General features: G+C 65.6%; 24 protein-coding genes. 13 read left to right on the top strand and 11 right to left on the bottom strand.

Annotated features, from left to right (window positions below; translation table 11 throughout):
• Positions 1-8 precede the first annotated feature (8 nt).
• On the top strand, positions 9-2063 hold the full coding sequence (locus AC1RGE_RS14930; protein ID WP_093404124.1) for a S9 family peptidase: 2055 nt from the start codon (positions 9-11) through the stop codon (positions 2061-2063).
• A 102-nt stretch (positions 2064-2165) separates the two neighbouring features.
• A complete protein-coding gene (locus AC1RGE_RS14925; protein WP_011059844.1) occupies positions 2166-2639 on the top strand; it encodes a cyclic nucleotide-binding domain-containing protein in 474 nt (157 codons plus the stop codon).
• A gap of 30 nt (positions 2640-2669) precedes the next feature.
• Here the strand turns inward: AC1RGE_RS14925 and AC1RGE_RS14920 are convergent, their stop codons facing one another.
• Complete coding sequence (locus tag AC1RGE_RS14920) at positions 2670-2981, bottom strand: hypothetical protein (RefSeq protein WP_011059843.1); 312 nt, start codon at positions 2979-2981, stop codon at positions 2670-2672.
• A gap of 75 nt (positions 2982-3056) precedes the next feature.
• Here AC1RGE_RS14920 and AC1RGE_RS14915 point away from each other — a divergent pair, with 75 nt between their 5' ends.
• The 4 genes from AC1RGE_RS14915 (at position 3057) to AC1RGE_RS14900 (ending at position 5289) form a co-directional block, all read left to right on the top strand.
• Complete coding sequence (locus tag AC1RGE_RS14915) at positions 3057-3743, top strand: spermidine synthase (protein WP_492584558.1); 687 nt, start codon at positions 3057-3059, stop codon at positions 3741-3743.
• Between the two features lie 49 nt (positions 3744-3792).
• Positions 3793-4170 carry a YajD family HNH nuclease gene (locus tag AC1RGE_RS14910; protein ID WP_011059841.1) on the top strand — a complete coding sequence of 126 codons (378 nt, stop codon included), beginning with the start codon at positions 3793-3795 and terminating at the stop codon, positions 4168-4170.
• 197 nt (positions 4171-4367) lie between these two features.
• On the top strand, positions 4368-4835 hold the full coding sequence (locus AC1RGE_RS14905) for an RNA methyltransferase (RefSeq protein WP_011059840.1): 468 nt from the start codon (positions 4368-4370) through the stop codon (positions 4833-4835).
• An 82-nt stretch (positions 4836-4917) separates the two neighbouring features.
• On the top strand, positions 4918-5289 hold the full coding sequence (locus AC1RGE_RS14900; RefSeq protein ID WP_011059839.1) for a YgaP family membrane protein: 372 nt from the start codon (positions 4918-4920) through the stop codon (positions 5287-5289).
• 43 nt (positions 5290-5332) lie between these two features.
• Here the strand turns inward: AC1RGE_RS14900 and AC1RGE_RS14895 are convergent, their stop codons facing one another.
• Positions 5333-6568, bottom strand: coding sequence for a hypothetical protein (locus tag AC1RGE_RS14895; RefSeq protein ID WP_011059838.1), 1236 nt, complete (start codon positions 6566-6568; stop codon positions 5333-5335).
• A gap of 45 nt (positions 6569-6613) precedes the next feature.
• Positions 6614-7063, bottom strand: coding sequence for a YcgN family cysteine cluster protein (locus tag AC1RGE_RS14890; protein WP_015634549.1), 450 nt, complete (start codon positions 7061-7063; stop codon positions 6614-6616).
• 274 nt (positions 7064-7337) lie between these two features.
• Between AC1RGE_RS14890 and AC1RGE_RS14885 the strand changes: the two genes are divergently transcribed.
• Positions 7338-7931, top strand: a complete 594-nt coding sequence (locus AC1RGE_RS14885) for a nitroreductase family protein (RefSeq protein ID WP_011059836.1) — start codon at positions 7338-7340, stop codon at positions 7929-7931.
• Between the two features lie 113 nt (positions 7932-8044).
• On the opposite strand, the gene AC1RGE_RS14880 is transcribed toward AC1RGE_RS14885, so the two are convergent.
• The 4 genes from AC1RGE_RS14880 to AC1RGE_RS14865 form a co-directional block, all read right to left on the bottom strand.
• Entirely contained in the window at positions 8045-8977 is a 933-nt protein-coding gene (locus tag AC1RGE_RS14880; RefSeq protein ID WP_011059835.1) for a D-2-hydroxyacid dehydrogenase, read from the bottom strand.
• A gap of 120 nt (positions 8978-9097) precedes the next feature.
• Positions 9098-9391 carry a YcgL domain-containing protein gene (locus tag AC1RGE_RS14875; protein WP_011059834.1) on the bottom strand — a complete coding sequence of 98 codons (294 nt, stop codon included), beginning with the start codon at positions 9389-9391 and terminating at the stop codon, positions 9098-9100.
• Positions 9388-10521 (bottom strand): ribonuclease D, encoded by a 1134-nt coding sequence (rnd, locus tag AC1RGE_RS14870; protein ID WP_011059833.1) that lies wholly within the window; start codon positions 10519-10521, stop codon positions 9388-9390. Before rnd ends, AC1RGE_RS14875 begins: the two co-directional genes overlap by 4 nt.
• Before the next feature lie 122 nt (positions 10522-10643).
• Entirely contained in the window at positions 10644-11306 is a 663-nt protein-coding gene (locus AC1RGE_RS14865; protein ID WP_492584556.1) for a class I SAM-dependent methyltransferase, read from the bottom strand.
• Positions 11307-11469: 163 nt separating this feature from the next.
• Between AC1RGE_RS14865 and AC1RGE_RS14860 the strand changes: the two genes are divergently transcribed.
• On the top strand, positions 11470-12258 hold the full coding sequence (locus AC1RGE_RS14860; RefSeq protein ID WP_019093311.1) for a transporter substrate-binding domain-containing protein: 789 nt from the start codon (positions 11470-11472) through the stop codon (positions 12256-12258).
• Here AC1RGE_RS14860 and cynR read toward each other — a convergent pair.
• Positions 12231-13121, bottom strand: coding sequence for a transcriptional regulator CynR (gene cynR / locus AC1RGE_RS14855; RefSeq protein ID WP_011059830.1), 891 nt, complete (start codon positions 13119-13121; stop codon positions 12231-12233). The genes AC1RGE_RS14860 and cynR overlap by 28 nt on opposite strands.
• 109 nt (positions 13122-13230) lie before the next feature.
• Between cynR and AC1RGE_RS14850 the strand changes: the two genes are divergently transcribed.
• The 5 genes from AC1RGE_RS14850 (at position 13231) to AC1RGE_RS14830 (ending at position 17834) form a co-directional block, all read left to right on the top strand.
• Positions 13231-13890 carry a carbonic anhydrase gene (locus tag AC1RGE_RS14850; RefSeq protein ID WP_011059829.1) on the top strand — a complete coding sequence of 220 codons (660 nt, stop codon included), beginning with the start codon at positions 13231-13233 and terminating at the stop codon, positions 13888-13890.
• A 36-nt stretch (positions 13891-13926) separates the two neighbouring features.
• Positions 13927-14397 (top strand): cyanase, encoded by a 471-nt coding sequence (gene cynS, locus AC1RGE_RS14845; RefSeq protein WP_011059828.1) that lies wholly within the window; start codon positions 13927-13929, stop codon positions 14395-14397.
• 208 nt (positions 14398-14605) lie between these two features.
• Positions 14606-15790 (top strand): cyanate transporter, encoded by a 1185-nt coding sequence (locus AC1RGE_RS14840; RefSeq protein ID WP_019093310.1) that lies wholly within the window; start codon positions 14606-14608, stop codon positions 15788-15790.
• A 16-nt stretch (positions 15791-15806) separates the two neighbouring features.
• Positions 15807-16715: a DMT family transporter gene (locus AC1RGE_RS14835; protein ID WP_401260637.1), complete on the top strand. Its 909-nt coding sequence runs from the start codon at positions 15807-15809 to the stop codon at positions 16713-16715.
• Between the two features lie 180 nt (positions 16716-16895).
• Positions 16896-17834, top strand: coding sequence for a LysR family transcriptional regulator (locus tag AC1RGE_RS14830; RefSeq protein WP_072451020.1), 939 nt, complete (start codon positions 16896-16898; stop codon positions 17832-17834).
• 3 nt (positions 17835-17837) lie between these two features.
• Here the strand turns inward: AC1RGE_RS14830 and AC1RGE_RS14825 are convergent, their stop codons facing one another.
• The 3 genes from AC1RGE_RS14825 to AC1RGE_RS14815 form a co-directional block, all read right to left on the bottom strand.
• Entirely contained in the window at positions 17838-18203 is a 366-nt protein-coding gene (locus AC1RGE_RS14825) for a 5-carboxymethyl-2-hydroxymuconate Delta-isomerase (protein ID WP_011059824.1), read from the bottom strand.
• 82 nt (positions 18204-18285) lie between these two features.
• Positions 18286-19473: a low temperature requirement protein A gene (locus tag AC1RGE_RS14820; RefSeq protein WP_258611572.1), complete on the bottom strand. Its 1188-nt coding sequence runs from the start codon at positions 19471-19473 to the stop codon at positions 18286-18288.
• 238 nt (positions 19474-19711) lie between these two features.
• The gene (locus AC1RGE_RS14815) at positions 19712-20632 is read right to left on the bottom strand and encodes a LysR substrate-binding domain-containing protein (RefSeq protein WP_011059822.1); all 921 of its coding nucleotides are present in this window, start codon (positions 20630-20632) and stop codon (positions 19712-19714) included.
• Between the last annotated feature and the right edge of the window lie 56 nt (positions 20633-20688).

The raw sequence follows: 20688 nt of genomic DNA, 5'->3' as shown, positions 1-20688 counted from the left end.
AGCCACCCATGCCCTTAACCGCCAACGACAGCAGCGCCCCGATTGCCCACAAGGCCGAAGGCGCTGACCCGTATGCCTGGCTGCAGGAACGCGACACCGACGCGGTGCTCGATTACCTGAAGGCTGAAAACAGCTACCTGGACGCCCAGTTGGCGCATCAGGGGCCCCTGCGTGAAACGCTGTTCCAGGAGATCAAGGGGCGGATCCTCGAAACCGACCTGTCCCTGCCCTCGCCCTGGGGCCCGTACCTGTACTACACCCGCACCACCGCCGGCGACGAATACGCCCGCCACTACCGCTGCCCGCGCCCGGCGGACGACAGCCTGACGGTGGACGAAAGCCGCGAGCAACTGCTGCTGGACCCCAACGCCCTGGCCAATGGCGGCTTCTTCTCCCTCGGGGCCTTCAGTATCAGCCCCGACCACCAGCGCCTGGCCTACAGCCTCGACACCACTGGGGAGGAAATCTACACCCTGTTCGTCAAGGAGCTGGCCAGCGACAAAGTCAGCGAGCTGTCCTTCGACAACTGCGACGGCAGCATGACCTGGGCCAACGACAGCCTGACCCTGTTCTTCGGCGAGCTGGACGATACCCACCGCCCGCACAAGCTGTTGCGCTACCGGCTGGATGGCACCGCCGCCGAGGAAGTGTTCCACGAGCCGGACGGACGCTTCTTCCTGCATTGCTACCGTTCCAGCTCCGAACGCCAACTGCTGCTGTCCCTGGGCAGCAAGACCACCGGCGAGACCTGGGCCCTGGACGCCACGCAGCCACAGCTGCCGTTCACTTGCCTGGCGCCGCGGGTCGAAGGCCATGAATACGATGTCGACCACGGCCTGCTGGACGGCCAATGGACCTGGTTCATCCGCAGCAACCGCGACGGCATCAACTTCGCCCTCTACCAGGCCGCGGACAACGGCGCGATCCCCGAGCAGGACGACTGGCAACTGCTGGTGCCGCACAACCCCGAGGTGATGCTCGACGGCGTGACCCTCAACGCCGCAGCCATGACCCTGAGCCTGCGCGAAGGCGGCCTGCCGATCATCGAAGTGCACCCCCGGGACCTGCCGGTGTACCGCGTGCAACTGCCGGATGCGGCCTACAGCCTGCACGTGCAGAACAGCCTGGAGTTTTCCAGCGAGCGCATCCGCCTACGCTACGAGGCCCTGAACCGCCCGGCCCAGGTGCGCCAGCTGCAACTGGCCGACGGCCAGCAGCAGGTGCTGAAGGAAACCCCGGTACTGGGCCCGTTCGACCCCGAGGCCTACGTCAGCCAGCGCCTCTGGGCCACCGCCGCCGACGGCACCCAAGTGCCCATCAGCCTGGTGGTCAAGCGCGACTGCCTGGGCCAGCCGACGCCGCTGTACCTCTACGGCTACGGTGCCTACGGCGAAAGCCTGGACCCCTGGTTCTCCCACGCCCGCCTGAGCCTGCTCGATCGCGGCGTGGCCTTTGCCATCGCCCACGTGCGCGGCGGCGGCGAGCTGGGTGAGGCCTGGTACCGCGCCGGCAAGCAGGAACACAAGCAGAACACCTTCAGCGACTTCATCGCCTGCGCCGAACACCTGATCGCCCAGGGCCTGACCAGCGCCCAGCAGTTGGCCATCAGTGGCGGCAGCGCCGGCGGCCTGCTGATCGGCGCGGTACTCAACCAGCGCCCCGAGCTGTTCAAGGTCGCCATCGCCGAAGTGCCCTTCGTCGATGTGCTCAACACCATGCTCGACCCGGAGCTGCCGCTGACCGTCACCGAATACGACGAATGGGGCAACCCCGAGGAGCCCGAGGTCTACGCACGGATCAAGGCCTACGCGCCCTACGAGAACGTGCGCGCCCAGGCCTACCCGGCAACCCTGGTGATCGCCGGCTACAACGACAGCCGCGTGCAGTACTGGGAGGCGGCCAAATGGGTGGCCAGGTTGCGGGCCACCAGGACCGACGACAACCCGCTGCTGCTCAAGACCGAACTGGGGGCCGGCCATGGCGGCATGAGCGGGCGTTACCAGGGATTACGTGACGTAGCCCTCGAATACGCCTTTATCCTGAACATTCTGGGCCTGGCCTGAGGAACTCCCGGCGGCGTACCTGTCTTAACCCAGAACGCCGCCGGCAACCGCCGGACCGGGCCTGCGCCCGTGCAACAGACACAAGAAAAAGACCGTGATCCCATGTCCGAACCCACCTTACTGAACAACGAGATCCGCGACTGGCTGATGGACTGCGGCCTGTTCGACCAGTTGTTGCCCGCCGACTTCAACGCTGCGGCCGGCTACTTCAGCATCAGCAGCATCGCCGAGGGCGAAGCGATCTTTCATGAGGGCGATGCCGGCAGCTTCATGTGCATCATCCACAGCGGCCAGGTGGCGGTGCAAAAGCGCAACCACGACGGCCAGCCGCTGACCATCGCTACCCTGCGCAGCGGCCGGGCCTTTGGCGAAATGGCGGTGCTCGATGGCGAGCGACGTTCGGCTACCTGCGTGGCCGCCAGCCATTGCCAGTTGCTCAACCTGGGCAAGGACTCCCTGGAGAAGATGCTCAACGATGCGCCAAAGATCGCCGCCAAGATCATCCGCGCCCTGGCCGTGTCGCTGTCAAAGCGGCTGCGCATGGCCGACGGCCAGTTGCTCGCGCAGCAGATCTGAGCCCCGGGGTACCCTCGCCCGCTACATCCATCAACCCTGAACCTTGGGTTTGCTGTCGTTCTGCTCCAGCCCTGGCAGGGTCTGGTCCTTGGGCGGCTTGGGCATGTCGATCGGCGGCAGCAGGGGCGCGCTGCCACTGCTGCCGGCTTTCGGCGTGCTGGGCGGGGTGACTTGCGGATAAGGCGTAGGGGTCGCGGTACCCGGGGTGCCGAGGGTCGGCGCCGGGGTCACCACCGGGGCGCTTTGCGGCTCGTCGGCCAAAGCCGGGCCGGCACCAAGCGCCAGGGCTGCGGTGAGGGCGAGCGCCGCTTGGGCAATCACCGTTAGAATAGTGCGCTTCATCAATGGCTCCATTGCTATTGTCTGGCGTCAGGCTACTCCCAACCGGGGCGTTTTGCCTTCCTCAATGAGATCTCCATGAAACGTTTCGTACTGCTGGACACTACTGCGATTCCTGAAAACGGCGGTGCCTTGTGCCTGTTCGAATACGGTGAGGATTTCGTCATCAAGATCCAGGGCGGCGACGGCGGCCAGTTGATGAACACGCGCATGCACGGTTCCGAGGATGCCCTGGCGCAGATCCCCTGCAGCAAGGTCGCCGAGCGCCCGAACTCGCGGGTGCTGATCGGCGGCCTGGGCATGGGCTTCACCCTGGCCGCGGCTCTCAAGCACCTGGGCAAGAGCGCCGAGGTGGTGGTCGCCGAGCTGGTGCCCGGGGTGGTGGAATGGAACCGTGGCCCGCTCGGCGAAAAGTCCGGCCGGCCGCTGCTGGACCCGCGCACGGTGATCCGCCTGGAAGACGTGGCCAAGGTCCTGCAGGCCGAGCCCCAGGGCTTCGACGCGATCATGCTCGACGTCGACAACGGCCCCGAAGGCCTGACCCAGAAAGCCAACAGCTGGCTCTACTCCAGCGCCGGCCTGGCCGCCTGCGCCCGGGCCCTGCGGCCCAAGGGCATTCTTGCGGTGTGGTCGGCCAGCGCCGACCGGCAGTTCTCCGAGCGCCTGCGCAAGGCCGGCTTCAAGGCCGAGGAAGTACAGGTCTTCGCCCATGGCAATCGCGGCACCCGGCACACCATCTGGATTGCCGAGAAGCTCAAGGCCTGAGCTAAACTTTGTCCATTACCGTCATTAGTCCTTCTACAAAGGTGAACCCATGAGTTCGTCCACTCCCCCGTCCAACACCGCCAAACTGGACCGTATCCTTGCCGACGCCCAGCGCGACCGGGAAATGGGCTACCGCGACAAGGCACTGAAAATGTACCCCCATGTCTGCGGCCGCTGCGCCCGGGAGTTCTCCGGCAAGCGCCTGAGCGAGCTGACCGTGCACCACCGCGATCACAACCACGACAACAACCCCCAGGACGGTTCCAACTGGGAACTCTTGTGCCTGTACTGCCACGATAACGAGCACTCGCGCTACACCGACCAGCAGTACTTCGGCGAAGGCTCCCTGAGCACCCCGAAAGTCGCCAAGGCGACCCACAACCCGTTCGCCGCCCTGGCCGGGTTGATGAAGAAAGACCCGGAGTAAGCACCAGCCGCCGGGCATATTGTGGCCAGCGAGCGTGCTCCCGTTCGGCGGCAAGGCAGCCGTAAACCCTGTGTCCCCGGCCGGCCTGCTATACCGCATTGGCCGGCGTCGGGAGCAAGCTCCCTCGCCACAACAAGCCACCGAGCCGTGGGCAATCCCCGTATAATCGCGCTCTTTTCCCCCAAGGCGCTTTGTTCGTGGCAAACAAAAGGTACAGCTGCATCGGTTTGTATAACCCCAAGTCACCGGAGAACGTCGGTTCGGTGATGCGCGCCGCCGGCTGCTATGGCGTCGCCTCGGTGTTCTACACCGGCAAGCGCTATGAGCGGGCCCGCGACTTCGTCACCGACACCAAGAAGGTCCACCAGGACATTCCGCTGATCGGCATCGACGACCTGAAGAAAATCCTCCCCCTGGGCTGCATTCCGGTGGCCGTGGAACTGGTCGAGGGTGCCCGCCCACTGCCCGAATACACCCACCCGGATCGCGCCCTGTACATCTTCGGCCCGGAAGACGGCTCCCTCGACAAGGAGATCCGCGACTGGTGCGAGGACGTGGTCTACATCCCCACCACCGGTTGCATGAACCTGGCAGCGACAGTCAACGTGGTGCTCTACGATCGCCTGGCCAAGGGTAACAACACCCGCTCCGGTCCCAAGTTCTGAGCACACGCCGGTCATTGCCCGGGAACCTGTGACGCCTTCGTGCAGTCAGCCTTGTATCCCTTACCGCCCTTGGAGACAGATCATGAGCGAGCGCAAACAGCTGCAAACCATCGAATCGACCCCGTTCCAGAGCCAGCCCACCCAGAATGTCCAGGGCTGGGAGCGCATCGGCTCGCTGGCCGGCGGCGTGGTGATGATGGGCAAGGGCCTGCGCCGTGGCGGCGTATTCGGCCTGATCCAGGTAGCCATCGGCGGCGTGGCCCTGGCCCGGGGCATCACCGGGCACAGCTCGGCGAAAAGCCTGCTGGAGAAAAGCCGCCAGGACATGAACAACGTGCGCAACAAGATCGAACGCGCTGCAGAAGAGCTGCGCAACCTGAAAGCCGATGCCGAAGCCGCCGGCCGCAACGCCAAGGCCGCCAGCAATGATGAAGTGAAGGTGCCCAAGGCCTGAAGCCGGGGCGTCCTCATGGACGCCTGGGGCCAACCGCGCCGGGTCAGCGCAGCAGGCTGGTGTCGAGGACCCTGGAGGACTCGCCCAGCACGCTTTCACTGAGCTGGATGAATTCGGCGGTGCTGACGCTTTCCAGGCGCATCGCCGCTTGCAGGACATCGTCCAGGGAACGCTTGTTGCGGGTCTTGAGGCGAATCTCCCGATCCAGCTCCTGCAATAGCAACACCGCCTTGGCCACTGTGGCGCTGTCCACCTGTTCGCCGCGCAGGCTGGTGACCTTGTGGCCGTCCCGGGCCAGGCGCTTCTCCAGCACCTGGTAACGTTCATCGCTGATGCCACCGGCACGGCGCAGCAGCTCGATGGCGTAGTACTGCGCCAGCCCTTCACTGATCCAGTCGCTGCGCTGGCTGTCGTTGATCCGTGCCAGAGATTGCACCAGCTCCCGCAGCAAGGGGCTGGCGCCGCTCTCGCTGACCAGCGGCAGGCGGCTGTGCAGGAACAGTGAATCGCGCCCGGCCAGGCTGCCGCGCCACATCGGATCGGCCGCGCCGACGATCAACAGCTTGCTCGGCTGGCGGGGAAACACCGCCTGCACCTGCGGCCAGACAAAGGTCAGCAGGGTCAGCACATCCATGCGCCGCATGCCCTGGCCCAGTGGCGAGACCACGCTGACGTCGGTTTCCCCCAGGCGCGTGCGGCGGCTGCCCAGGGTGCCAGCGAGCATCCAGCCGGCGGGACGGTCGAACAGCCGCGAGGGGTTGTCGATGCGAAAACGGTGCTTGCCGATCCGCGGCCAGGCGGTCTCGATGCTCTTCCAGCCGGCGGGCAGTTCGAAATCCAGGCGCGCCACCAGCTCGATGCCGTCCTGCTGGTCCAGGTGCGCCGGCGGCACCAGGGTTTCGCCGCGCAGCAGGGCCCAGTTGGCAGTACTGAGGCTGTCATAGCTGCCCTTCTTGATGCTGTGGTTCAGGCGTACCCGGTAGCTCAGGCTGGCCTTGCCGCTGGCCGGGCGCCAGACCCCACGCTGACCGCCGGCACCGGCGGGGGCGGCCTGCCATTGGCCGTCGGCCTTGAAGTCGCTGTAGTCGCCGGTCGAGCCCAGATCGAAATCCAGGCTGCGCAGCGCCGCGCCGTCGGCCAGGGTCAGGCGCACTTCGGCCTGATCGCTCTGGGGCAGGAAGCGCACGTGATAATCCAGATCGACCTTCTTCGCCGCAAACGCCGATGCACTCAATGCCAGCATCGCAGCGGCCAGCGCCAGCTTCGCCCCCACCCTCATACCCTCTCCTTGCTATTGAAACCTTGAAGCCGGCGCGGCGAACCCTCAGCCTGCGCGGAAAATCAGATGATCCTCCCAGTCCTCTTCCGCCACGCTGCCTTCGGCGAGCATGCGGCCGGACTGGGAAATACGTTCGTGGTGCACCGCATCGCGGTCGCCGCACACCAGGTGGTGCCACAGGGGCAGGTCCTTGCCCTCGCTCACCAGGCGGTAGCCGCAGGTGGGGGGCAGCCACTTGAATTCGTCGGCCTTGCCCGGGGTCAGCTGGATGCAGTCGGGCACCGAGTCGCGGCGGTTGGGGTAATCGCTGCACTGGCAGGTCTTGAGGTCCAAAAGCTTGCAGGCGATGCGCGTGTAATAGACGCTGTTGTCGTCCTCGTCTTCAAGCTTTTGCAGGCAGCACAGACCGCAGCCATCGCACAACGACTCCCATTCGTCCTGGTCGAGTTGTTCGAGGGTTTTGCGTATCCAGAAAGGTTCGACTTTGGCGGCCATGGCTCAAGCATCAATATCCGAGGGTGAAAAGGCCGCCAGTCTAGTGCCGAAGAACCGGCGGGCCAAGCGCTGGCGACTGTCGGTAGGCCGGGACTTGTCAGCGGGCCATGGGCACAGTAGCTTTGCCCCTCGGACCGACCCGCGTCCGTGTGCCATTAACGCTTGACCGCGTTGCACCCGGCAAACCGCACGGGGTCAGGAATACCCCTTCGCTCAGCTCATCTGCGCTTGCCGGTTTATTCCACTCATCTCACATGCTGCCAGGAGTTTTTCCATGAGCGCCAACACTCGCGTTGCCGACTACGCCATCCACCCGCAGTTCACCCAGCGCTGGTCGCCCCGGGCCTTCACCGGCGAAAGCATCCCCGAAGAAACCCTGCTGAGCTTCTTCGAAGCCGCACGCTGGGCGCCTTCGGCCTACAACTCGCAGCCCTGGCGCTTCCTCTATGCCCGCCGCGACACGCCGAACTGGGAACGCTTCCTCGGCCTGCTCAACGAATTCAACCGTGGCTGGGCGCAACACGCTTCGGCCCTGGTGATCGTGATTTCCAAGACCACCTTCACCGTGCCCGGCGCCAGCGAGGAAACCCCGGCCCTGTGGCACACCTTCGACACCGGTTCGGCCTGGGGCCACCTGGCCCTGCAAGCCAGCCTCAGTGGCTGGCACACCCACGGCATGGCCGGTTTCGACCAGGAACTGACCCGCAAGGAACTGAAGATCCCCGAAGGCTATGCCGTGCACGCCGCCGTGGCCGTGGGCAAGCTGGGAGACAAGTCGACCCTGGCCGACTACCTCCAGGCCCGGGAAGAGCCAAGCCCGCGTCGCCCCCTGAGCGAAACCGTGGCCGAAGGCGATTTCAGCCTCTAAAGCCGCGATCGCCTCTGTAGGAGCGAGCTTGCTCGCGAAGCCCTGAAGGCTGCCGCGCTTGCCTGGCAAGCGCGGCTTTCGCGAGCAAGCTCGCTCCTGCGATCAGGTCCGTTTCAATAGCCCCGGGCGAAATCCACTTCGCCGCGCAGGGCCTGCCCAGCCTGATAAGCCCGCAGGTTGTCGACGAACAACTGCACCATCAATTCCGGCGAGGTCGGCGCCGAACTGTGGCCCGTCAGCAGCAAGCCCCAGGCGGTCCAGAACGGATGCCGTTGCGGCAAGGGCTCCTGGCGGCAGACATCGATCACCGCCCCCGCCAGATGCCCATCCTTGAGGGCCTGCACCAGGTCCGCATCGACCACCGCCACGCCCCGGCCAACATTGATGAACAACCCCGTGGGCTTGAACTGCTTGAACAGCGCCGCGTCGTACAGGTCGTGAGTGCTCGGGGTGTTGGGCAGCAGGTTGACCACGTAGTCCACCTCCCCCACCAGGCGCCCCAGGTCTTGCAGGCCGGCCACTTCGATAAAGGGCGCCTGCTCCCGGGGCTGGCTGGCGATGCCGTACAGCTTCACGCCAAACGGCAGGAGGAACTGCGCCACGCTCTGGCCGATGTCGCCGGTGCCGACGATCAGCACCTTGCGCCCCACCAGGCTCTGGCCCAGGCGGTTGTCCCACTTGCGCTCGACCTGGCTCACCAGGCGCGCCAGCACCTCGCGCTCATGGCCCAGGATGTAGGTCAGCACGTACTCGGCCATCACCTGGCCGAAGATGCCCACGGCCCGGGTCAGGCGGTAGTGCCGCGGCAGGCCGTCGGCCAGCAGCGGGGTAATGCCGGCCCAGGTGGATTGCAGCCACTGGGGCTGGTGCCCCTGGCGCAGCAGGGTGGCCAGCAGGTCCGGCTGCCCCAGCCAGACCGGACAATCCGCCGCCAACCGTGCCAGCTCGGCGGAGTCGCCACTGGTCAGCACTTCCAGCTCCGGGGCCGCCTGACGCAACAGGCGGGCATAAACAGCGTGATCGTGTTCGGCAATCAGAACGCGCATGGCTCAAACCTTAAAAAACGGTGCAGGCAGCCGCCGACGGAGAATCGCTCCATCGATCAAGGCGGCTGCCAGGTCAGTCAGTTGCACTTACAAGGACGCCCGGGACCGGGCGCCTACAGGTCAGACCGGATCATTGCGACGCAGCAGCTCTTCGGGCAAGTGCTCGATATACTCGTCTTCTGCCGGTGGCATCTGCAGGTGGTAGCCCTGCTTGTCGAGGTTTTCCAGCACCTGGTGGATGTCCTCGCGGGACAGCTTGCGCTCCGGGCTCAGCACCAGGTCGAAGGCATGTTGCGGCTTGCCGAAGGCCAGCAGCAGGTTTTCCGGCACGCGTTCCAGAGCCTCGCTTTTGAGCACGTAGAGGTACATCTCGTTCTTGCGCGGGCTTTTGTAGATGGAGCAGATACGTTTCAAGGCTGTTCTCCGGCGGTGGCCAGGCTGTCCAGCAGCGCCTGGCCCATCAATTCGCGGCGCCAGCCACGCAACGAATCAGGCAATTGGTAAGGCCCGTTGGGGAAGCCGCTCTTGAGCAGGCTCTCCAGGGTTTTCTTGCGCAGCATCACTTCCGGGGCGATCCCCAGGCGCTCGGCCTGGGCCTGGCCCACGGCCTTGAGGCGCTTGAGCAGGGCCGCGGCTTCGATCGGCAGGGGTTCGGGCACGGCCGGCGGCCATTGATCCGGGCCGACGCTGGCGGTGCGCTTGATCAGGTCGAGGAGGAACTCGCCGTCCTGGCGCACGGTACGCGGGTGCATGTCTTCGATCTTGGCCAGCGCCGACAGGTTGTCCGGCTGGGTCTTGGCCAGGGGCCACAGGGCATGCTCGCGCACGATACGGTTGCGCGGCAGGTTGCGGGCACGGGCCTCGCGCTCGCGCCAGGCACACAGTTCACGCAAGACCGCCAGCTGGGCGCGGGACAGTTTCCAGGCCAGCTTGGCTTCGCGGTAGACCTCGTAGGGGTCCACTTCGCGGCGCAGGTTGGCCACCAGCTCGGCGCCGTCTTCCAGCACCCAGCGGTACTTGTCCTCGGACAACCTGGGCCGCAGTTCGGTGAACACCTGGGCCAGGTGCACGGCGTCTTCGGCGGCGTAGCTGACCTGGGTTTCCGACAGCGGGCGCTGCAGCCAGTCGGAACGGGTCTCGCCCTTGGGCAGGTCGATGCCCAGGACTTCCTGCACCAGGCGCGAATAGCCCATGGAGAAACCCAGGTTCAGGTAGGCGGCCGCCAGTTGCGTGTCGAACAACGGCGCCGGCAGGCTGCCAGTCAGGCGCAGCAGGACTTCAAGGTCCTCGCTGCAGGCGTGCACCACCTTGACCACTGCCGGATTCTCCAGCAGGGCCGCCAGTGGCTGCCAGTTGTCGATGGTCAAAGGGTCAATCAGGTAGGCGCGCTGCCCATCGCCAATCTGCAATAGGGCGGCAATGGGATAGAAAGTGTCGACCCGCATGAATTCGGTGTCGAGGGCGACGAATGGCAACTGCTGCCACTGGGCGCAAAGCTGACCGAGGCTATCGTTGTCGCGAATCCAATGTATATCGATGGCCACACGGCTCTCCCTTGAAGAATGGCGCGCAGTATATATCGCCTCCGGCGATTTCCGAGCATTCACCCGACAAGAGCAAGTGAGAAACCATCTGCCGGAGGGCAAGAATAGTCCGAGACTCTGGGCTAACCCTGTTTTCTCAGCACATAGACTCGCGAAGGCGCCCAACCGGGCAGCAGGTCCCGATGGTCGAGCACTTCAAAACCGGCTTCGCGGAACTCCGCTTCCAGCCGCACCTTGCTGGCCAGCGGCGGCATGCCGGAGCTGGCAGAAGCGGGTCGGGCGATCTGCAACAGCGGCTCGATCCGCGTGGCCAGGATCACCGTGTCCCGGCTGACCCGATAGAACTCGCGCAGCAGGGCCAGGCGATCCTCGCCCCGGGTCACGTGGGCAAAGAGTTGCATGCAGATGATGCAGTCCACCGCATTGGCCGACAGGCCGATATTGAACGCCGAGCTGTGAAAGGTCTTGACCCGTTTCAGCAGGCTGGCCGGGTGGTGGGTCTGGGCATGGTTCAACATGTCCTGGGAAGGGTCCGCCGCCAGAATCACCCGGTTGCCGTGCTCGCCCAGCACCGGCCAGTAGCGCCCGGCGCCGCAGGCCACATCCAGGATCAGCCCCGGCTCGCCGGCTTCCTTCAGGGCGTGACGCACCAGGCGTGCCGTGCGCCAGACGGCCAGGCGCACGCCAATCCCGGCTGGCCGGGGCTCGCGGCAGACGCGCGCGTGCTCCTGGTCGTAGCGCCGAGCGAACTCCAGTTCGATGGACGGTGGGGGATGGGACGACATGAACGGCGAACTCTTTTTGGAATCCAGGGGCCACAGGTTAACGTGCCATTCGTGAAAAAAAGGTCGAAAGCCCGCATCGCCTTCCAGCACCGGTACTTGCCTTGCCTGGCCGGCGGCTGGCGCCAATAATGCTCCGCCCCCCTGCCCCTCAAGGAACGATTCCATGCTCCCGCGCCTGCTGTTGTGTACCCTGCTGGGCCTCAGCGCCCCTGCCCTGAGCTTCGCCCAGGAGCCCACCTCGCACCTGGACCAGGTGATCGAGCGCGGCCACCTGACGGTCTGCACCACCGGCGACTACAAGCCCTACAGCTACCTGCGCGACGACGGCCACTACGAAGGCATCGACATCAGCCTGGCCGAATCCCTGGCCGAGAGCCTCGGGGTGCGGGTGAAGTGGGTCAACACCACCTGGAAGGGCCTGATGGCGGACTTCCAGAGCCAACAGTGCGACATCGCCGTCGGCGGTATTTCGGTGTCACTGGAGCGGCAGAAAAAAGCCTTCTTCAGCCAGCCCCTGGGCATCGACGGCAAGATCCCCCTGGTGCGCTGCCAGGATCTCAAGCGCTACCAGACCCTGGAACAGATCAACCAGCCCGAGGTGCGCCTGATCGAGCCACCGGGCGGCACCAACGAAATCTTCGCCCGGGCCCACCTGCCCAAGGCCAGCCTGACCCTGTTCGCCGACAACGTGACGATCTTCGATCAGTTGCTGACCCACCGCGCCGACGTGATGATCACCGACGCCTCGGAGGCGCGCTTCCAGCAACGGCACAAGCCGGGGCTGTGCGCAGTCAACCCCGAGCGCTATCTGCAATACAGCGAGAAGGCCTTTCTCCTGCCTCGGGACGATGTGGCCTGGAAAAGCTACGTCGACCAATGGCTGCACCTGAGCAAGGCCACCGGCGCCTACGACCGGGTGGTCAATCAGTGGCTGGCCGCGCCCTCGTCCTGATCCAGCAGCAACTGCCGGAAAGCCTGGCAGGCGGCGCTGCGATAGGCGCCCTTGCGCCCCAGCAGCACCACGCTGCGCGGCGCCGGTGGTGACTGCAAGGCCAGGGTGCGCAGCCCCGGCTGCTCCCGGGCAATGGAGCTGGGCAGGATGGTCGCCAGTTGCCCGCGCCGGACCATCTCGACAATCGCACTGACCGAATTGGCCTCGGCGGCGATCGGCGGGGCAATGCCCTGCTGCCGGCAATACAGGTCGATGTGCCGGCGGGTGGCGAAGTCGGCGCTGAGCAGCACCAGGGGCTGGCGGCCCAGGGCCTCGGCACTCAAGGGCAGGCGCTCGGGCTGCGGATACTGCGGGCCGACCATCAGGCTCAGGGTCTCGATGAACAGCGCCTGACTCTCGATCTCCGCCAGGTGCTCGCCGGCGAAGGCGATACCCAGGTCCAGGCGGTCTTCGGCCAGGGCCGCCTCCAGGCGGTCCTGGGTCATTTCCTCGATGCTCAGGCCGATTCCCGGGTGCTGCCGGTAAAAGCGGCTGAGCAAGGGCCCGGCCAGGTAGGCGGTAAAGGTCGGGGTCAGTGCCAGGCGCAGCGAGCCGCGGCTCAGGTCCTGCACATCGTGGATCGCCCGCCTGGCCGCCTCCAGGTCCTGCAGGGCGCGGCGGGCATAGGCGACATAGGCCTGGCCGGCATCGGTGAGGCGCACGCTGCGCCCGGAACGGTCGAACAGCGGCGCCCCCAGGCCCTCCTCCAACTGCTTGATCTGTTGCGACAGGGTCGGCTGGGACACATGCAGCGCCTCGGCAGCCCGGGTGAAGTTGCAATGCTCGGCCACGGCCAGCAGGTAACGGATGTGACGCAACAGCATGGGGAATTCCAACTATAGGCTGTACTTATGGAAAGCATAATAAGCCGATCTTGGACGCTATAGCTGAAAACTTCCATCCTTGCCCCATCAGCGACGCAAGGAGAACCCCATGCAGAACATCATCGACGGCTTCCTCAAGTTCCAGCGCGAAGCCTTTCCCCAACGCAGTGAACTGTTCAAGCAACTGGCCAGCACCCAGAACCCCGGCACCCTGTTCGTCACCTGCTCCGACAGCCGGGTGGTGCCCGAACTGCTGACCCAGCAAGAGCCCGGCGACCTGTTCGTGATCCGCAACGCCGGCAACATCGTGCCCAGCTATGGCCCCGAGCCGGGCGGCGTATCGGCCACCGTGGAATACGCGGTGGCAGTGCTGGGGGTGAGCGACATCGTCATCTGCGGCCACTCCGACTGCGGCGCGATGACCGCCATTTCCACCTGCAAGTGCCTCGACCACCTGCCCGCCGTGGCCAACTGGCTGCGCCATGCCGAGTCGGCCAAGGTGATCAATGCCGCCCGCCAGCACGCCTCGCCCGCCGAGCACCTGGACGCCCTGGTGCGCGACAACGTGATCGCCCAACTGGCCAACCTCAAGACCCATCCTTCGGTGGCCCTGGCCCTGGAACAGGGCCGGCTCAACCTGCATGGCTGGGTCTATGACATCGAGAGCGGCGCCATCGTCGCCCTCGACGGCAACACCCAGCGTTTCGTCTCCCTGGCCGAGTACCCGCACACCTGTGCCCTGGCCAGCCAAGCTTCCAGCGCTGCCTGAGCAGCCCCCGTTTCGTCACTCAAGAGGAGTCACCCCATGCTGCAATCCCAATTCGCCCAAGCTCCACGCCTGGCCCTGGCCGACACCATCATCGACGCCAAGGCGCGCAAGAACCTGTCGTGGCAGGACCTCACCGACGGCACCGGGCTGAGCCTGGCTTTCGTCACCGCCGCCCTGCTGGGCCAGCACGCCCTGCCGGCCACCGCCGCCGACCTGGTGTGCGACAAGCTGGGCCTGGACCAGGACGCCAGCCGCCTGCTGCAGAGCATTCCCCTGCGCGGCAGCATCGCCGGCGGCATCCCCACCGACCCGACCGTGTATCGCTTCTATGAAATGCTCCAGGTCTACGGTTCGACCCTCAAGGCCCTGGTCCACGAGCAGTTTGGCGACGGCATCATCAGCGCCATCAACTTCAAGCTGGACATCAAGAAGGTCGAAGATCCGGAAGGCGGTTCCCGCGCAGTGATCACCCTGGACGGCAAGTACCTGCCGACCAAGCCGTTCTGATCCCGGGTTGCAGGTTGCTCCAGCGGTAGGTGCCTGCCGGGCGTGCGTATCGTCCGGTTTGCGGCCCTGCGGCCCGGATCGCAGCCTGCGGCAGCGGCTACAGGTCCGCGGTGTTATTTAGTTTTTAAATAACACCGCGGACTTTCTGATTTGCCCCCACTCCAGACCGAGCCGCCTAATCGGGTCCTTGTTTGTTGAAGGTCCGACCATGGAAAACGTTCGTGCAACTTCCCGCCCCGCACTCTGGCTGATGGTCAGTGTGATTCTGGTGGCGCTCAATCTGCGTCCGTCGATGGCCGCCGTCGGCCCGCTGCTGTCGGGCATTCGTGGCGATATCCCCTTGAGCTTCAGCCTGGCTTCCCTGCTGACCATGCTGCCGGTCATGGCCATGGGCCTGGCGATGTTCTTCGGCATGGGCATCAGCCAGCGCCTGGGCGAGCACCGCACCGTGGTCCTGTCGCTGCTGGTCATCGGCCTGGCCACGGTCTCGCGGCTGTTCATGGATTCGGCGGCCGAGCTGATTCTCAGCGCGGTGCTGGCCGGCATCGGCATCGCCCTGATCCAGGCACTGCTGCCGGCGCTGATCAAGTCGCGCTTTGCCGACAATGTCTCGTTGTTCATGGGCCTGTACGTCACCTCGATCATGGGCGGTGCAGCGCTGGCCGCGTCGTTCTCGCCCCTGGTGATGAACCACAGTGGCAGTTGGCGCCTGGCCCTGGCGATCTGGGCCGCCCTGGCGCTGCTGGCCCTGGTGTTCTGGTACGCCCAGCGCGCGGCCCTGCCCAGGCTGCCGGGCAAAGGTGGAGCACGGGAGTCCTTTGCCGGTAATCGCCGGGCCTGGCTGCTGGCGGTGTTCTTCGGCCTCGGCACCGCTTCCTACACCTGCGTGCTGGCATGGCTGGCGCCCTACTACGTGGAGAACGGCTGGAGCGAGCAGAACGCGGGCCTGTTACTGGGCTTTCTCACCGCCATGGAGGTGATTTCCGGGCTGGTCACCCCGGCCATCGCCAACCGCAGCCAGGACCGGCGCCTGGTGCTGGTGGCCCTGCTGGTACTGATCATCGCCGGCTTCTGCGGCCTGATCCTCAGCCCCAAACACCTCAGCCTGCTGTGGCCGTGCCTGCTGGGCCTGGGAATTGGCGGGCTGTTTCCCATGAGCCTGATCGTCTCCCTGGACCACCTCAGCGACCCGCGCCGCGCCGGTGGCCTGACCGCTTTCGTGCAGGGCATCGGCTACCTGATTGCCGGGCTGTCGCCGTTGCTGGCGGGCATGATCCGCGACCAGCTGGGCAGCTTCGAATGGGCCTGGTGGTCACTGGCCGCGGTGATGCTGGTAATGATCCTCATGGCGCTGCGCTTCGATCCGAAGCATTACCGCCAGCACATCCGCTGAGCCGGGAGAGGCCATCATGAACCCGGTGAACTTCACCCAGGCCAACCTCGGCATGCTGCTGTGGGCGGTGCTGATTGCCGCTTCGTTCTTTGCCGCCGCCGAGGTCAGCCAGGCCATCGACCCGGTACTGCTGACCGCCCTGCGCCTGTTGTTCTCGGCGCTGATGTTCGTGCCTCTGTTGTGGCTCAAGGGTTCGGCGCCCATGACCCTGGCCGGCTTGCGCGCCCACGGGCTGCTGGGCCTGCTGCTGGCGCTGTATTTCGGTTCGCTGTTCGAAGCCCTGCGCTATACCTCGGCGGTCAACACCGGGACTCTGTTCACCCTGGTGCCGCTCTTGACCCTGGTGTTCGAAGCCTGGCTGCTGCCTGGCAGCGGCCTGCGGCGCCGCCTGCTGCCGATGCTGGTGGCGGGGGCCGGGGCGCTGCTGCTGATCCTCAAGGGCGGCGCGCCAGGGCAATTGCCGTCGCTGTACGCCATGGGTATCTACGCCCTGGGCTGCCTGGCCATGGCCGCCTACTCGCCGCTGAGCCAGCACTTCAAGGCCGGCAGCCTGCAAGGGCGCAGCCCGGCGGCCATGACCTTCTGGAACATGCTGTTCGGATCGCTGTTCCTGTTTGTCGCCAGCCTGGCCAGTGGCGGCTGGCGCAGTGCCGCGCTACTGCGCGGCAACGACCTGCTGTGGCTGCTGTACCTGGCGCTGTTCGCCACCCTGGCAACCTTCTGGCTGCTGCATCGGGCCATCGGCGTCATCGCCCCGTCCACGGTGATTTCCTACATCTACCTGAGCACCCTGTTCCTCACGCTGTTCCACTGGTTGTGGCTGGGCCAGGGGCCACAGTTGACAGAAATGCTCGGCGCCCTGCTGGTGGCCCTGGGCATGCTCGGCCTGGTGCGCGGCAGCCGCCCGACAGCCGCGGCGGCCTGAAATCTACCCGGGACAAGCACCATTGCAGTGCGCGAAACTGCGCAGGTCGTGTTATCGGACATTTATGTCCCGATGCTGTCCGCGAATCCCCGCCCCGGGCATTTAATTAGGACGATCGTTCCGCTAGCATCGATCCGGTTTGCGCGCCACCGGCGCCAGGTGCTCAGCGGGATGGAACGGATGCTCATCAGCAATGTGCTCAGAAAACTCGACATGCAGGACCTCATGGTCTTTATCGCGGTGTACGAGCAAAGCAGTGTCACCGGGGTTTCGGAAACCCTCTGCGTCAGCCAGTCGACCGTCAGCTACTGCCTGAAGAAACTGCGCAACGGCTTCGAGGACGAACTGTTCATCAACACCCGCACCGGCATGCGCCCGACCTACAAGGCCACCAGCATGTACAACCACGTGCTGAGGATCCTGGAGAGCATCAACCTGTGCCACAGCGGCGTGCCGGCCTTCGACCCGACCCGCCAGGCCGTGACCTTCAACCTCTGTGCCCCGGAATACTTCGAGCTGCTGATCCTGCCGCGCCTGCTCAAGGGCTTCGACTACGCCGACCTGCCGGTGACAGTCAACGTGCAGAAGCTGGAAAGTGATATTCCCGCCGAGGACCTGCGCGATGGCAGCGTCGACCTGGTGATCTGTTTCGGGCCCGACTTCCATCGCGGCCACGCCGACTTCAAATCGCAGATGCTGCTGGAGGACGACCTGGTGTGTGTCTTCGACAAGCGTGCGACCCCGCCCAGGGAACCGCGCTTCAGCCTGCAGTCGTTCGTCGAGCGGCGGCACGTGTTTCCCACGCCCTGGACGTCGGACAGCAACATGGTGGACGGCTGGCTGGCGCGCCAGGCCCACAAGCGGCAGATCGTCGCCCGCTCCAACAGCTACAGCGCAGCGCTGAAGATGATCACCGGCACCGACTTCCTCCTCACCCTGCCCCGGCGCATCCAGGCACTGCTGGCCAACGAGGCAGTGTTCAACCATTGCGAGGCCCCCAGCGGCCTGCCGGGATTCAGCCTGGACATGCAGTGGAGCCAGCACACCGATCAGGACAGCGCGCAGACCTGGTTCCGTGAACAGATAGTCAAGGTCTGCGCCGAGCAGGGGCTGGCCTGATCCTCAGCGGCCGACGGCGGCCTTGCTGTAGGACGCGCGGTCGATATCGACGATCTCCACGCACAGTTGCACCTGGACATCCGCCGGCCATGGCGCCAGATCCTGCAACACCGCCAGCAGGCTCTCGGACAACTGCTTCTTGACCTCTGGCGAACGGCCGCTGAGCAAGGCCAGCTTGACGTGGACAAAGCCGCGCTCGCCAATCCCGGTGCCGACCCGGAACGCTTCGACCTTGACTGCACGGCTCTTGATGTCGAACTCGTCGGAGAACTGCCCGGACGCCACCAGCCCATGATTGAGTCGCAGCAGCGCCTTGTCGACGTCCAGTTGCGGCAGGTTGGCGGTGTATTCCATATGCAGGTGCGGCATGGCAAAGCTCCCGGTCAGTCAGGGGTAAAAAGGCGCTCCATACTACACAACCCGCCCCACGCCGCCGCAGTAGCCGTTAGCCTCATTGCCTGGACGCCGCCCTTTCCCGCAGGGCCAGGGTTTCCCAGGCCGCCACCAGCAGCATCACCAGGGTGGTCAGGCTGCCCAGCACCAGGGCGGAAAACCACTGGTTCCAGGCCGCGGGCAACAACAGCAGCAAGGCCGCGAGCCCGGCCAGGTGCGACAGCGGCGGCAACGGCCGCTCGTTCATCACCCACTTGAACAGCGCGCAACCGAGCAGGAACAGCCAGGGCCCGCCGACGATCACCAGCACCGCGGCCTGGCTGGCATGCTGCGGGTGCACCAGCACCAGTTCGTCGGCCACCGCACTGACGATGATCCCGGCGACGATCAGCACATGCAGGTAGGTGTAGGCAATACGCGCCTGGCGCCCCGGGTCGCTGGAGTGGGCGATGCGGTGGTGGGCACGCTCGGCGCCGCTGTCGAAATACACCCACCACATGGCAATGCTGCCCAGCACCGCCACCACGAAAGCCAGTACCCCTTCGGCACTGGTGGCCAGCTCGGCGAAGGTGGCGCCGGTGACCAGCAGGGATTCACCCAGGGCGATGATCACGAACAGAGCGCAGCGCTCGGCCATGTGGTTGCCTTCGACATTCCAGTCTTCCAGGGTCGAGCGGCCGAGCCCCGGCACCCAGAAATACAGCGACGGCGACAGCACCTCGATGGCCAGGGCCAGCCCCCAGCACGCCAGGCGCTGCGGGCCTTCGAGCAGGCCACCGGTGATCCAGAAAACGCCCGAGAACATCAGCCACAAGAGGATCCGCTGGAAGTTGCGGGTCATGTTCAGCGGCTCGCCGCGCACTGCCCACAGTGAATAGGCGGTGCGCCCCACCTGCATGAACACATAGGCGCCGGCGAACAGCAGCCCACGCTCGCCGAAGGCCTGGGGAATCGACGAGGACAGCAGCAACCCGGCCACCATCAGCACGAACAGGCCGAGGCGGATCGGCAGGGCTTCCGGGTCCAGCCAGTTGGTGATCCACGAGGTGAAGATCCACACCCACCACACCGCCACCATCAGCAACGCCACCTGCAGCGCTCCGCCCAGGGACAGATGAGCCAGCAGGGAGTGGGACAGTTGGGTCACGGCAAACACGAACACCAGGTCGAAGAACAGCTCGACCATGCCAACCTTGCCGCTGTCGTGGCTGCCACGCCCACGCAACAGGGAACGGGAACGACTCATGGGCACACTCCACCGATCAATGTTTCAACAGACGATCCACACAGCAAAGCAGCCCCCTGTGCCTATGCCAAGCTGGCGGCCTCCGTTCACTGCGCCGCTGTCGCCGCTGCCGCAGGCTGCGACCCGGTCCGCAGGACTGGCAAGGCCGCCCACCCGATCCGCCAGGCATACCGCATGGGCAGGTTTGGGGCCCGCTGCGCGGTCCATCGCAGCCTGCGGCAGCGGCTGCAAGGCACGATTAGCTCGCGAGGGGCGCCCGCTCGCTCATGAAGGCTTCCAGCCGCGAGCGCAGCCAGCGTTCGGCGGGGTCGGTGTCCACATGGCTGAGCCAGACCATGGACAGGTCCAGGGTCGGGGTCTTGAACGGAAACGGCTCGCAGTACAGCTGCCCCGAGGCGGCCATGGCGGCGGCGGCATAGTCGGGCAGGCTGGCAATCAGCTTGGTGCCGGCGAGCAGGGCCGGCAGCGAGCTGTACTGGGGCACCGACAACACGACCTGGCGGGTGCGGCCGATCTCCGCCAGCCACTCATCGGCGAAGCCGGCGACATTGGCGGTGTGGGACACCAGCACATGGGGCCGCGCGCAGTACTCATCGAGGGTCAGCGGTGTATCGCTGGCATCGGCCCGCAGCACGCTGGGCTGGATATGCCGCAGCAGCTTGCGCTTGGCGTTGGCCGGCAGGCCGCGGGTCTGGCTGATGCCCACGGTGATATCGCCGGACGCCAGCAGGTCGGGAATCCGCCAGTAGTCCACGTGCTGCACCACGACCACCACTTGCGGCGCTTCCTGGCGCAGGGCCCGCAGCAGGGGGGGCAGCAGGCCGAACTCGACGTCGTCGGACAGGCCGATGCGAAAGGTCATGGTGCTGCTGGCGGGATCGAAATCGTGGGTCAGGCTCAGGGCCGAGGACAGCGCGTCCAGGGCCGGCGACAGGTGCTGGATGATCTGCTCGGCACGAGCCGTGGGCTCCATGCGATGGCCGACGCGAATGAACAGCGGGTCGTTGAACATCGCCCGCAGGCGGTTGAGCGCGGAACTGATGGTGGGCTGGCCGAGGAACAGCTTCTCCGCCACCCGGGTGACATTGCGCTCGAGCATCAGCGCCTCGAACACCACCATCAGGTTGATATCGGCCTTGCGCAGTTCATTGCGATTCATTGATGTTGCCCCCGGTCCCCAGACGGGAAGCAGTGTAGAAAGGCCGGAGGGCTGGC

Source organism: Pseudomonas sp. GW823-FHT02C05, assembly GCF_058797595.1.
Note: the sequence above shows the minus strand (reverse complement) of the source record. Positions and strands in the feature narration are given on the sequence as shown.

Bases quoted from the DNA above. Each gene is read 5' to 3' on its own strand.
- AC1RGE_RS14895 (WP_011059838.1), bottom strand. From the start codon at position 6,568: ATGAGGGTGGGGGCGAAGCTGGCGCTGGCCGCTGCGATGCTGGCATTG.
- AC1RGE_RS14825 (WP_011059824.1), bottom strand. From the start codon at position 18,203: ATGCCGCACCTGCATATGGAATACACCGCCAACCTGCCGCAACTGGAC.
- AC1RGE_RS14860 (WP_019093311.1), top strand. From the start codon at position 11,470: ATGCTCCCGCGCCTGCTGTTGTGTACCCTGCTGGGCCTCAGCGCCCCT.
- AC1RGE_RS14880 (WP_011059835.1), bottom strand. From the start codon at position 8,977: ATGCGCGTTCTGATTGCCGAACACGATCACGCTGTTTATGCCCGCCTG.
- AC1RGE_RS14925 (WP_011059844.1), top strand. From the start codon at position 2,166: ATGTCCGAACCCACCTTACTGAACAACGAGATCCGCGACTGGCTGATG.
- AC1RGE_RS14915 (WP_492584558.1), top strand. From the start codon at position 3,057: ATGAAACGTTTCGTACTGCTGGACACTACTGCGATTCCTGAAAACGGC.
- AC1RGE_RS14885 (WP_011059836.1), top strand. From the start codon at position 7,338: ATGAGCGCCAACACTCGCGTTGCCGACTACGCCATCCACCCGCAGTTC.
- AC1RGE_RS14865 (WP_492584556.1), bottom strand. From the start codon at position 11,306: ATGTCGTCCCATCCCCCACCGTCCATCGAACTGGAGTTCGCTCGGCGC.
- AC1RGE_RS14835 (WP_401260637.1), top strand. From the start codon at position 15,807: ATGAACCCGGTGAACTTCACCCAGGCCAACCTCGGCATGCTGCTGTGG.
- AC1RGE_RS14930 (WP_093404124.1), top strand. From the start codon at position 9: ATGCCCTTAACCGCCAACGACAGCAGCGCCCCGATTGCCCACAAGGCC.
- AC1RGE_RS14815 (WP_011059822.1), bottom strand. From the start codon at position 20,632: ATGAATCGCAATGAACTGCGCAAGGCCGATATCAACCTGATGGTGGTG.
- AC1RGE_RS14920 (WP_011059843.1), bottom strand. From the start codon at position 2,981: ATGAAGCGCACTATTCTAACGGTGATTGCCCAAGCGGCGCTCGCCCTC.
- AC1RGE_RS14890 (WP_015634549.1), bottom strand. From the start codon at position 7,063: ATGGCCGCCAAAGTCGAACCTTTCTGGATACGCAAAACCCTCGAACAA.
- AC1RGE_RS14830 (WP_072451020.1), top strand. From the start codon at position 16,896: ATGCTCATCAGCAATGTGCTCAGAAAACTCGACATGCAGGACCTCATG.
- AC1RGE_RS14820 (WP_258611572.1), bottom strand. From the start codon at position 19,473: ATGAGTCGTTCCCGTTCCCTGTTGCGTGGGCGTGGCAGCCACGACAGC.
- cynS (WP_011059828.1), top strand. From the start codon at position 13,927: ATGCTGCAATCCCAATTCGCCCAAGCTCCACGCCTGGCCCTGGCCGAC.
- AC1RGE_RS14900 (WP_011059839.1), top strand. From the start codon at position 4,918: ATGAGCGAGCGCAAACAGCTGCAAACCATCGAATCGACCCCGTTCCAG.
- cynR (WP_011059830.1), bottom strand. From the start codon at position 13,121: ATGCTGTTGCGTCACATCCGTTACCTGCTGGCCGTGGCCGAGCATTGC.
- AC1RGE_RS14850 (WP_011059829.1), top strand. From the start codon at position 13,231: ATGCAGAACATCATCGACGGCTTCCTCAAGTTCCAGCGCGAAGCCTTT.
- AC1RGE_RS14910 (WP_011059841.1), top strand. From the start codon at position 3,793: ATGAGTTCGTCCACTCCCCCGTCCAACACCGCCAAACTGGACCGTATC.
- AC1RGE_RS14840 (WP_019093310.1), top strand. From the start codon at position 14,606: ATGGAAAACGTTCGTGCAACTTCCCGCCCCGCACTCTGGCTGATGGTC.